General features: G+C 44.6%; 11 protein-coding genes and 1 riboswitch. All 11 genes read left to right on the top strand.

From position 1 onward, the window contains the following. Positions 1-24: 24 nt before the first annotated feature. Positions 25-1,197: an N-acetylglucosamine-6-phosphate deacetylase gene (gene nagA, locus GCA01S_RS14750; protein ID WP_042410990.1), complete on the top strand. Its 1,173-nt coding sequence runs from the start codon at positions 25-27 to the stop codon at positions 1,195-1,197. Positions 1,198-1,214: 17 nt separating this feature from the next. Next, the gene (gene nagB / locus GCA01S_RS14745) at positions 1,215-1,970 is read left to right on the top strand and encodes a glucosamine-6-phosphate deaminase (protein ID WP_042410988.1); all 756 of its coding nucleotides are present in this window, start codon (positions 1,215-1,217) and stop codon (positions 1,968-1,970) included. Continuing rightward, positions 1,967-2,695: a GntR family transcriptional regulator gene (locus GCA01S_RS14740; RefSeq protein WP_042410986.1), complete on the top strand. Its 729-nt coding sequence runs from the start codon at positions 1,967-1,969 to the stop codon at positions 2,693-2,695. Before nagB ends, GCA01S_RS14740 begins: the two co-directional genes overlap by 4 nt. Positions 2,696-2,711: 16 nt before the next feature. Further along, positions 2,712-4,073 (top strand): N-acetylglucosamine-specific PTS transporter subunit IIBC, encoded by a 1,362-nt coding sequence (nagE, locus tag GCA01S_RS14735; RefSeq protein WP_042410984.1) that lies wholly within the window; start codon positions 2,712-2,714, stop codon positions 4,071-4,073. A gap of 93 nt (positions 4,074-4,166) precedes the next feature. Further along, a complete protein-coding gene (locus GCA01S_RS14730) occupies positions 4,167-5,084 on the top strand; it encodes a DUF7916 family protein (RefSeq protein WP_042410982.1) in 918 nt (305 codons plus the stop codon). A gap of 558 nt (positions 5,085-5,642) precedes the next feature. Next, positions 5,643-6,392, top strand: coding sequence for a sensor histidine kinase (locus GCA01S_RS14725; protein ID WP_017435320.1), 750 nt, complete (start codon positions 5,643-5,645; stop codon positions 6,390-6,392). Then, positions 6,389-7,090, top strand: coding sequence for a response regulator transcription factor (locus GCA01S_RS14720; RefSeq protein ID WP_017435321.1), 702 nt, complete (start codon positions 6,389-6,391; stop codon positions 7,088-7,090). The genes GCA01S_RS14725 and GCA01S_RS14720 overlap by 4 nt, the downstream gene beginning before the upstream one ends. Continuing rightward, entirely contained in the window at positions 7,087-8,430 is a 1,344-nt protein-coding gene (locus tag GCA01S_RS14715) for a hypothetical protein (RefSeq protein ID WP_042410979.1), read from the top strand. The genes GCA01S_RS14720 and GCA01S_RS14715 overlap by 4 nt, the downstream gene beginning before the upstream one ends. Positions 8,431-8,511: 81 nt before the next feature. Next, positions 8,512-9,417, top strand: a complete 906-nt coding sequence (locus GCA01S_RS14710; RefSeq protein ID WP_042410978.1) for an acetamidase/formamidase family protein — start codon at positions 8,512-8,514, stop codon at positions 9,415-9,417. A gap of 14 nt (positions 9,418-9,431) precedes the next feature. Beyond that, positions 9,432-10,811 carry an APC family permease gene (locus tag GCA01S_RS14705; protein WP_042410977.1) on the top strand — a complete coding sequence of 460 codons (1,380 nt, stop codon included), beginning with the start codon at positions 9,432-9,434 and terminating at the stop codon, positions 10,809-10,811. Between the two features lie 123 nt (positions 10,812-10,934). After that, positions 10,935-11,549 (top strand): PH domain-containing protein, encoded by a 615-nt coding sequence (locus tag GCA01S_RS14700; RefSeq protein WP_042410975.1) that lies wholly within the window; start codon positions 10,935-10,937, stop codon positions 11,547-11,549. A gap of 125 nt (positions 11,550-11,674) precedes the next feature. After that, positions 11,675-11,888, top strand: a riboswitch (cobalamin riboswitch). The last annotated feature ends 108 nt before the right edge of the window (positions 11,889-11,996 follow it).

Here is an 11,996-nt window from a genome sequence, read left to right as displayed (position 1 = left end):
TAATAGAAAGAGGGTGTAATATTAGTGAAACGGCGGTTGCTGAAAAACGCAGTTATCTATGCGGAAACAGGGAAAATCGAGCAAGGGTATGTGCTGACAGAAGGGGACAAAATTGTAGAAGTAGGCCCGATGTCATCATGCCCGGCTTCGAGTGAAGCGGAGGTGGTGGAGCTCGACCCAAGCTTCTCCGTTGTGCCGGGATTTATTGATGTCCATATCCATGGCGCATCTGGAGCTGATGTAATGGATGCGACAGACGAAGCGTTGCGCACAATGGCAAAAACATTGCCAAAGGAAGGAACAACAAGTTTTTTAGCGACGACGATGACCGCACCTATTGAGCAGATTGAACGTGCTTTACAAAATGTTGCGCAATATATAGATAGAAGCAATCCATCTGGGGAAGCAGAGGTACTTGGCATTCATTTAGAAGGTCCATTTATTTCCCCAAAACGTGCAGGGGCGCAACATCCAAAAAATATCATCGAACCGAATATCGAACTATTTCAAAATTGGCAGAACATCGCAAATGGACATATTCGCCTTGTCACGCTGGCGCCGGAAGAAAAGAATGGCTTGGCGCTCACCGCTTACTTAAAAGAACATGGTGTTGTCGCCTCAATCGGCCATTCTGATGCGGTGTACAAACAAGTAAAAGCAGCGATTGACGCAGGGGTAAAGCATGCGACTCACCTATTTAACGGCATGCGCGGCATTCACCACCGTGAGCCGGGAGTTGCCGGGGCGGTGCTGATGCACGAGGAAGTAATATGTGAACTAATCGCTGATGGCGTTCATGTGGCGCCGGAGATGATTCGCTTCGCTTATCAGAATAAAGGAAGCACTGGGCTCATATTAATTACAGACGCAATGCGCGCCAAATGTCTTGGAGCGGGAACATATGAGCTCGGCGGACAGGAAGTGACGGTGCAAGGGGAAAAGGCGACATTGCGTGACGGCACGTTGGCGGGAAGCATTTTAAAATTAGGAGATGCGGTGAAAAATGCGATGGTGTATACCGGCTGCACTTTAGAAGATATCATCCGCATGACGAGCTGGAATCCAGCAAAGCAATTAGGCGTCTTAGACAGAAAAGGAAGCATCCGCGCCGGCAAAGATGCTGATCTCGTCGTATTAAATGAGCAGCATGATGTCGTAATGACGATATGCCGTGGTAAACTTGCCTATTCCAAATAAAAAGAGGGGGTCGGACGATGAAACTGATCGAAGCAGCCAACTATGAGGAGATGAGTCAAAAAGCGGCTGAAATCATCATTGCCCAAGTAAAGGAAAAACCCGATGCCGTTCTTGGCCTTGCCACGGGATCGACAATGCTCGGCACATATAAACAATTAGTCGAGGATCATCGCCAAAATGGAACATCTTATCGAAACGTTCGCACGGTTAATTTAGATGAATATATTGGTTTGTCGCCCGATCATCCGAACAGCTATCGTTACTATATGAATCAACATTTATTTTCCCATATCGATATTCCGCTTTCGCAAACCTATCTTCCAAATGGGGTGAGCGATGATGTGGAAGCGGAATGTCAGCGCTACGAACAGCTCATTGAAAACTTGGGAGGAATTGATTTACAGCTATTAGGAATTGGAAGAAACGGGCATATCGGTTTTAACGAACCGGGGACATCGTTTTCGACACCAACACATGTCGTCGAGCTGGCGCCATCAACACGGCAAGCGAACGCCCGCTTTTTCCCATCCTTAGAAGATGTACCTCACCAGGCGATTACGATGGGCATTGCAACGATTTTAAAAAGCCGGCATATATTGCTATTAGCGGCCGGAACGGCGAAGGCGCCAATTATGGCGAAGTTGTTCGAAGGAACCGTGACTATAGATATGCCGGCATCGGTGCTTCACACCCACCCGAACGTTACGGTGATTGCCGATCAAGAAGCATTGTCGCTTGTGCCAGATGAAAAACGAAAGGTGCATGCAAAATGATTAACAAAAGCTCGCCACTTCCGATCTATTACCAGTTGGAACAAGGAATTAAAGAAATGATCGAAAAAGGGCAGCTCAAGCCGGGGGAAATGATTCCATCCGAGCGCGAGCTGGCAGAAACCTACGACATTAGCCGAATGACCGTCCGCCAAGCGATCAATAACTTAGTGAATGATGGATATTTAGTAAGAAAACGGGGCAAAGGAACGTTTGTCGCCGCGATGAAAATCGAACAGCCGCTGAAAGGGTTGACGAGCTTTTCCGAAGATATGCGCGCACGCGGCATGGAACCGGGAACAACCGTGTTGGCTTTCAACATTGTTCCTGCCAGCACGTCGTTAGCACAGCTGCTCGATGTTCGCGAAGGAGCGAACCTTTACGAAATTCGCCGCATCCGTCTTGCTGATCAGCTGCCAATGGCGCTCGAAACATTATATATTCCATGTATGCTCGTTCCACATTTAACCCGCGAAATTGTGAGTGGTTCCGTTTATGATTTTATTGAAAAAGAATTGGGGTTAACCATTCAATCGGGCGTGCAAGTAATTGAGGCTTCTGTCGCCCGCAAGATGGAGGCGGAGCTGTTGCAAGTGAAAGAAGGAGCGCCGGTGCTTCTTATGCAGCGCAGAAGTTATTTAAATAACGGCCGGCCGCTAGAAGTCGTCAAATCGGTTTACCGCGGTGACCGCTACAAATTGACGATTGAGATGGAACGTTCAAAATAAAAGAGGGGGAATTTCAATGTTGGGATTTTTACAGAGGCTTGGAAAAGCGTTTATGCTTCCGGTTGCCGTCCTGCCGGCAGCGGGGTTATTGCTTCGTTTAGGACAGCCGGATTTATTCAATATTCCGTTTATCGCCGCGACGGGGGATGCTGTTTTTTCGAACTTGCCTCTCATTTTTGCGATCGGGGTTGCCGTTGGCTTTGCCAGAGACGGAAACGGCGCGGCGGCGCTGGCCGGGGCGATCGGCTACTTTGTGTTGACAAAAGGGGCCACTGCCATTGATAAAGATATTAACATGTCCGTACTAGGCGGAATCATTTCCGGGGTGATTGCCGGACTGCTGTATAACCGCTACCATAATATTAAGTTACCGGATTGGCTTGGGTTTTTTGGGGGCAAGCGGTTCGTCCCGATTGTGACCTCGTTTGTCATGCTTATATTGGCACTTGTCTTTGGATATGTATGGCCGCCGATTCAGGACGGCATTAACGCGATCGGCAAATGGATCGTCGGTGCCGGAGCGCTTGGGGTAGGCGTTTTCGGCTTCTTGAATCGATTGCTTATTCCAGTTGGCTTGCATCACGTCTTAAATAGCTTCGTATGGTTTGTGTTTGGCGAGTACAATGGAAAAACAGGGGATTTATGGCGGTTCTTCGCGGGGGATCCAGATGCCGGAATTTTCATGGCGGGATTTTTCCCGATTATGATGTTTGGTCTTCCAGCCGCAGCATTCGCAATGATTGCCGCAGCAAAAAAAGAGCGGCGCAAAGAAGTATCCGGTGCGCTCATCAGCGTGGCGCTGACTGCCTTTTTAACGGGAATTACCGAACCGATTGAGTTTTTGTTTATGTTTTTATCGCCATTGCTTTATGTCGTTCACGCTGTATTAACAGGTCTTTCGTTGGCGATCGCGACGATGCTGGGCGTCCACCACGGATTTACGTTTTCTGCCGGTGCGATTGACTTTTTCTTAAACTATGGAATTGCGCAAAAACCGTATCTATTAATCGTGCAAGGAATTATCTATGCCGTTGTTTATTTCGTTGTGTTCTATTTCTTGATTGTCAAATTAGATTTAAAAACGCCTGGCCGTGAAGAAATCGAAGGCGAATTTACGGAAAGCGACGCAGCGACATGGGGCGGCTACAAAGATGTCGCGGTGAAGTATATGGAAGCGCTGGGCGGTAAAGATAACCTCATCCAGATCGACAACTGTGTGACCCGCCTGCGCTTAAAAGTAAAAGACATGTCGAAAGTCAATGAGGACGAACTGAAACGTTTAGGAGCAAAAGGCGTCATCCGCCTCAATCAAACGGATGTGCAGGTCGTTGTCGGCACGGATGTCGAGTTTGTCGCCAGCGAGCTGAAAAAGCTATAACCGAGAGGAAAGCGTTCCAGCTCTTTTCGTTAGCGGAGGAGGGCTGGAATGTCTATTTTTATAGATATATATAGATCAAGGAGGAGTTTGCTAATGAAGCGGTTGCTAGACTGCAGCGCCTCGGATTTTTGCCGTATGAACGGAAAAGAGCTGAAACAATCGATTCAGGCAGCGGAAGGAAGAACGATCGTCGCGGAAGTAATCGGCTCCGTTGCCCCGCTTTATCCGGCGGTGACGAATGCGGAATTGGCCGCGGCGTTTAGCGCGGATTTAATTCTATTGAACATGTTTGATGTGTTCCAGCCGCTGGTAAACGGGTTGGATACGAAGGAGCCGCATCAAATGGTGAAGCGTCTGAAGCAGTTAACGGGGCGTCCAATTGGCGTCAATTTGGAGCCTGTTGACCCGAACGCGAAGCAGCTAGAGAGTCTTGCTTCTCTTCCAAAAGGAAGGATGGCAACAGAAGAATCACTGCAAGAAGCAAAACGTCTAGGTTTTGATTTTATCTGCCTAACCGGAAATCCGAAAACAGGCGTGACAAACGATGAAATTATCCGCGCGATCGAAACAGCCCGTGCTGTTTTTGGCGAAGACGGTCTCATTATCGCCGGGAAAATGCACGCAGCTGGCGTGGCCGGCGAAACAGGAAGCGGCATTATATCGGAAGACGTGGTGCTGCGATTCGTTCAAGCGGGGGCCGATGTTGTCCTTATGCCGGCGCCGGGCACCGTGCCTGGTGTAACGCTCGAAAAAATAGCGCGCCTCGTCCGCGCTGCCCATGAACATGGGGCGTTGGCGATGCTGACGATCGGCACAAGCCAGGAAGGGGCTGACGAGGATACAATCCGCCAAATCGCGCTCGCAAGCAAAATGGCCGGCGCTGATCTGTACCATATCGGCGACGCTGGCTACCACGGTATCGCCATTCCGGAAAACATTATGACGTATTCGATTGCCATCCGCGGCAAGCGTCATACATATATTCGTATGGCGAGATCGCCGCTGCGATAAAGAGATAATGTGAAAGCCTCACTGTGTAAATGAAGAAGGAGCGTTATTCCTTCTTCTTTTTTTCTAAACAGATTGTTCCTTCTCGCTAGAAAATTGATTCCTAAAAGTGAACATATCTACGTATTGCGTAAGCGAGAAGTAGTTAGAAGGATTAGAACAGGATCGATACGATATTGCTTACGGAATCCCTTGGGAAGACTTCCGATGATAAAGCCATCGAGCGGAAGGAGGCCCCCTTCTTCTATGCAGAAGCTTCTTCGATGGAGATGGCAAGAAACTCCCGCCTCTAATAGAATGAAGGTGGGAGAGGTTTATTTTCTACCATTCCTCTGTACTCAGGATAGCCCATATAAACATAAATTGGTTCATTATTTTGCAACCGCTTTGCCACAAACGGAACAAGATGGAGTGTTGGCAAACAACATTCTCATTATTATTTCCAAAATAGCTATAATTTCCTTTTTATTGAATATGTCGAAATATTTGATATTTTATATAAAATGGTGTACGTTGTTATCAAACCATTGTGCAGCGAAAAGGGAGGAAAGGAGGAAGGGGATGATTACCGAAGAATGGTTTCGTATTTTGATTTTTGTTAGTGTATTATTGCCACTTACCTCTCTTATCATGCTCTCATTGTTGAGTGTGGGAGAAAAAGAAATCGACTATTTGCAGTTGGAAAATGCGCGTGTGCGCCTCGAGAAAGAGTTGCAGCAAAGTAAGTACATGCAACTGCATCAGCAAATTCAGCCGCATTTTTTATTTAACACGCTAAATGCGTTTATTTCATTGGCTAGGTTAGGAAAAAATGAAGAAATGGTCAAAGGGATGGAACATTTGTCACTATTTTTGCGATATAGCTATCAATCGAAAGAAGCGCTTATCCCCGTAAAAGAAGAATTAGCCTATACGAAAAACTACTTAGCGATACAGAAACTACGGTTTGGTCGGAAATTAACAGCATTGGTGCGTGTCGATAAAGAGGCGGAAAGAGCACTAATTCCTCCATATACATTGCAAACGTTGGTAGAAAATGCGTTTAAACATGGACTAGAGAAGAAAATAGGAGAAAAATATATAGAAATTACATTATCCCGCGAGGGAAATTGGCTTTATTTGCGGGTTTGCGACAATGGAAACGAGGGACAAGCTGTATCTGTAGAGAAAGGTGGGATAGGATTGGACAATCTAAGGAAGCGGTTCAATCTTCTATTTGATATGCCAACAAGAATATCATTGCAAAAAAATAAGCGCGACTTGACAGAGGCGCTTATCGTTTGGCCTTACGTGCCAGGTGAAGAAAGATGAAAGTACTGGTCGTCGATGATGAATATTTGGAGCTGGAACAGTTAACGTATTTAGTGAAACGGAAGTATCCATATTGGGAAGTGTATGCCGCTGAAGATGCAGCGCAGGCAAAAAAATTAGCTGCGGTGCATCCATTTAAACTGGCATTCATTGATATTCATCTTCCAGGACAATCCGGGCTAGATTTGGTCCATACGTTAAAACAGCTCCATCCAATGATGACGTTTATTATTATTACTGCTTATCAAGATTTCGAATACGCAAAGCGGGCCATTCAGTTAGAAGTGTTGGATTATTTAGTCAAGCCGCTTATTGAGAGTGAACTAGATAGCGCCCTGCAAAAATTTATTCAAAAACACCCAGAGGCGTTAGTAAAATCCTCGATCATCCAGGAAGCAATCGAGTATATTCACGCAAATTATGGACAAAAAATTAGTTTATACGATATAGCAGAAGCAATTCATGTCAATCCAGCTTATTTAAGCAAACGGTTTACGGAAGAAACAGGAATGCATTTCAAAGACTATGTCATCCATTACCGGATTGAAAAGGCGAAAGAGCTACTTATCAAAAGGCAGGATTGGTCAGTGGCACGGATAGCGGAAGAAACTGGGTTTGCCAGCCAGCATCATTTTAGTAACTCCTTTCGAAAATACGTGGGCATGACACCAACCCAATACAAGGAGAAGTATGTATGATAGATTGGTACTCTCTTTTATTTCTCGCCTTTTGTTTATTGCTTACCGTGATCCATTATATCGGGGAACATTCGTCTGAATCTGTTTTGCATTTTTATCCAGAAAAGATAGGACTAAGCAAAGGGACGAATTTTCTGCTGATTCGTTTTGTTACAGGTGAGGTGTTGTTGTTTTCTTGTTACGCTTCTGTACAGTATGGGGCAGTTTCGGGATTTGTTATCGGAGCTGCCGGTGTTTTCTCGATCTACTGGCTGAAAAAGATAATGATGTATGTTACCATCAAGAAAAATCCACAAGAGTCAATGATGCATATATTTGCCGATCTGATGACTTCTCGTGCGTTTTCGTTTATGTATATATGGATTGTCCTTTTTTATGTGAACCGGCTCGTACTAGCTACAGCGCTATCTTCATTTCTCTTTAGGCATGTATTCCATCTCCCTAATTACGCGTTATTCCTTTTGCTATTATACGTTTATGTTTTTGCTGTTCTTGCCGGTACACGGGGAATTCAGAAGATCGGCACCATTCAATTATATTTGATTTATATAGCCGTTTGCATCGTTCCACTGTCCTATTATTTAGCGAGCGGAATTATGAAGAATTACTCTGTTCTTGTAGACAAGTTTCCTTCTTTCCTGCAGGCCAACTCAACTCAGTTGGTTTCACTGTTTTTCGCCGTACTAGAAGTGATGATGGGGCAGCTTATTGTAGATGAATATATGTGGCGCATTGGTTTAGCTATGAAAAAGGAACGGATGAATATGATCTTTCATGTAGCCGCTTTTTGTTGGATGGCAGTTCCGCTTGCGGTCACCGCGTTGTTTATTCCTTTTGCAGTCCAGCTAGGCGAAGGAAGAAGTATAGCAGGAATGCTTCATAATCTGTTTAAAGCCCCTTCCGCTTTTTTTGTATTTTGCCTGACAGTTGCTTTTCTCGCCTCTTTCTCCTCCAGTATTGCCATATCCCTGCAGTCTCTCCTTCGGCTAATGGAGATGCAGGCTGTTTCATGGTTTAATAGGAAAGTCTTGGATCAAAGCAAATATTGTATCGGTTTTTGTATCGTTATCATTGTTTTTTGGGTGCATCATTGTTTTTCTATGAAGCAGGTGATGCTCTTTTTTGTCATGCTTGCCTCTTCTTTTTATGGATTGCTTGCCTTGTTTTATTTACAAAGAAAGGTAAGACTGGCAATGTTAATCCCAATTGTCGTTTTCTTTTTTATCAATTGGCAATGGATGATGTCGCGTGGGGAAGTGATGATTGTTGTAACCAACGGAATGGAATGTTTTTTCAGTTTGTTTATTTATCGTATAATTCAAAACATAAAGAAATTATAAAAATTAGTGAAGAAAATGCAAAAGGACGCGGATCAACCCCTTTATAATAAGAAATAACAAATGGAAAAGGGGGAAGGAGATATGACGCTCATTCCATGTGAAACATCGATTTATGCGTTTAGTAAACATCACCAGCCTGTCAAAAAGGTGAAATCCGGAGGAACAGTGGTGATTGAAACGTATGATTGCTTTCAAAATCAAATTGCTTCCAACCATACGCCGTTTGACTCCATTGACTGGAACCATATTAATCCGGCGACAGGGCCAATTTATATTGAAGGAGCAGAGCCGGGAGATATTTTATCCGTCAAAATTGAAGCAATTCATTTAAAAGGACAAGGAGTAATGGCGGTTGGGCCGGGACTCGGCGTATTGGGCGAACGGATTCCACAGTTTGAAGCGAAAATCATCCCGATTCAAGGGAATAAAGCGATTTTTAACGAAAAAATTGCCATTCCATTAAATCCGATGATCGGCGTTATTGGAGTTGCCCCTAGCGGTGAGGATGTTTCCTGCGGAACACCAGGACCGCATGGCGGCAATATGGATACAAAGCTCATTACAACAGGAGCTACCGTATATTTTCCTGTTTTTGTCGAAGGTGCCCTTTTTGCGTTAGGGGATTTGCATGCAGCGATGGGGGACGGAGAAATCGGTGTGTCCGGCATCGAAATTCCAGGGGAAGTGACAGTTACGTTTCACGTTATTAAAGGTCATTCCTTAAAACACCCTCTTTTGCAAAACGAGGAAGGCATCGCGACGATCGTATCTGCCAAAACATTAGATGAAGCAGTGAAGCAGTCGGTGGAAGAGATGGTGGATTTGCTTCTTCCCCATACCGATTTAACATTAAATCATTTAACAATGCTGATGAGCGCGGTTGGACAGACGCAAATCAGCCAGGTGGTAGATCCGCTGGTTACGGCCCGATTCTTCGTGCCACGCTGGGTGCTCGAGGCATATCAAATTGAATTATTCCAATTGTAAAGGGGTGAAGGGCAATGGCACAGATGGAAGCAAAGCAGACGGGGCAGATAACTATTGAACAGCTTGGATATAAGCAGGAATTAAAGCGTTCATTAAGCTTTTTGGATTTGCTTATTTATGGACTTGTATTTATGGTGCCAATTGCTCCTTTTGGTATTTATGGATATGTAGCGGAAGGCTCCAAAGGCATGGTTGCCCTTGCCTACCTTATCGGAATGATAGGAATGATTTTTACAGCACTTAGTTATGCGCGCATGTCCGAAGCGTTCCCCATTGCCGGATCCGTCTACTCCTATGCACAGCGAGGGATTAACGAGCATGTAGGTTTTATTGCCGGCTGGGTGATATTATTAGACTATATTTTTGTTCCAGCCTTGCTATATCTCGTCAGTGCGGCGGCTTTGGCTGATATTGTTCCGCAAATTCCAATCTATGTATGGTTAGTGCTGTTCATTGGGATTAATACGGTGATCAATATTCTTGGCATTGAAATAACGGCGAGAGCGAATAAGATCATCGTCATTTTAGAGTTAATCGTTTTGGCGATTTTTGTGGTAACTGGCATTATTGCCGTCGCGAAAGGGGTAAACGGAGCGCAGTTCAGTTTTAAGCCGTTATACGACCCGCATCATTTTAGCATGGGAATGGTAATGGGGGCCGTTTCGATCGCCGTGTTAAGTTTTCTTGGCTTTGACGCCATTTCGACGCTGGCCGAGGAAACGAAAGGCGGAAAAAAATCGATTGGCAAGGCTATTGTATTTTCTTTATTAACGGTAGGGGTGCTTTTCATCATTCAAACGTGGGTAGCCGCTCTCATTTGGCCCGACTATACAACGTTTAAAAATGCGGATGTTGCTTTTTACCAAATTGCTGAAATCGCCGGCGGTTCATGGCTGAAGTGGACAACGATTTTGGCGACGGCATTTTCATGGGGGATTGCCAATGCGCTCGTAGCACAAGCTGCTATTTCGCGAATCCTGTATAGCATGGGAAGGGACAGAAAACTGCCAAAAATATTGTCAAAAGTACACCCAGAATTTCAAACGCCATATGTCAGTACCATTATTGTCGCTGTCATTTCCCTGATTGTCACTACCGTTTTTGCCTCGCAAATTGATAAGCTTGCTTCGCTTGTCAACTTTGGGGCATTAACAGCATTTCTGTTCTTGCACGTTTCCGTGATCAACTATTTTCTGCGCAAACAAGGAAGCAAAGATTATTTGAACCACCTTCTTTTTCCGCTTATCGGTCTAGTGATTATTGGCTATGTATGGTATAGCCTTGATCCGTTAAGCAAAAAACTTGGATTGATTTGGCTCGCTATTGGCCTTGTATATTTGCTCTTCTTAAAATTCACAAACAAAGACTCTAGTTTCGGAGATGAACTGCAATAACGTGATAAAATCCAACGTGTTTTCCGAGCGCGTTGGATTTTATTTTTGCCTAAAGATTCGGGAATGGAAACCCATATGATATAATAAACATAAATAGGTACCTTTAAAGAGAGGGGCTGTATGATGTTTGGAAAAGTCGCCGCTGATGTGCTTGGATTAAGTGATATCGGCTCGGTCATTAAGCCGGAAAACTACGATAAAGTTGATGCCGATGATTACGTAATGCATGAAGATGGGGAAAAGATTTATTTCTTAATTAAATCGAAATCAGATGAGTATTGTTTTACGAATAAAGCGCTTATTCATTTGGATGGCACGAGCGCAACCAGCAAGAAACGCGTATTGCGCCGCTATGATTATTACAAGCATCCGATTTCCGACGTGTCGCTCGAAACAGCGGGAACCGTTGATCTAGACGTGGAGATTAAATTTAAAATCGGTGCCCATGTCTATTCGATTGACGTTCATAAAAAGTATTTAGAAGAACTAAAAGATTTATATAAATCGCTGCTCGCCATCGCCGAGCTTTGTCATGAAAACGAAACGAAGCTGGAGTACGCGCACAAAAGTTTGGAATTGACCGCGAATGTATTCGGGCGCGTAAAAAGTGACACAAATAATTTCTTGGCTGATTTCAAAGCAGTGAATGAACTCGCGTTTCAATGGCTCGTTGACGCGAAGACAAAATATACGGTAAAAGACTTCGGTTTTGTGTTTGAACGCTATATTAATCATTGAATGGTTCCTTTGTCCCCCGCCATCGGGGGATTTTTACATACCTTGAATTCCATGAAACTTTCATTTTTTTATTGCCAAAGTTTTTCTTATCCTTTAATATTATAACTGTCAATTGTTCGACAATTTTATACATTCGCAGCAAGGTGCCAATGGAGCGATTCGCTCCGCACGGCTTAATAGGGAATCTGGTGAAAGTCCAGAACTGTCCCCGCAACTGTAAATGCGGACGAAATGAAATCGCCACTGTACGGTACGATGGCATGCGCCGTTTGCCGTATGGGAAGGTTCAGAGTAGGATGAAGCATGAGTCAGTAGACCTGCCTTGCCTGCTTATGCGTTTCCTAATCTTCGGGGGGTGAGAGTAGGAAACGGCAACGGTGGCTGCCTTTATGCATACATATTGCCGTTTCTTGCTCATTCCCATTCGGAATGAGTTTTTTTATTTCT

Origin of the sequence: Parageobacillus caldoxylosilyticus NBRC 107762, assembly GCF_000632715.1 — a bacterium.
In the GTDB taxonomy this organism is placed as follows: domain Bacteria; phylum Bacillota; class Bacilli; order Bacillales; family Anoxybacillaceae; genus Saccharococcus; species Saccharococcus caldoxylosilyticus.
Note: the sequence above shows the minus strand (reverse complement) of the source record. Positions and strands in the feature narration are given on the sequence as shown.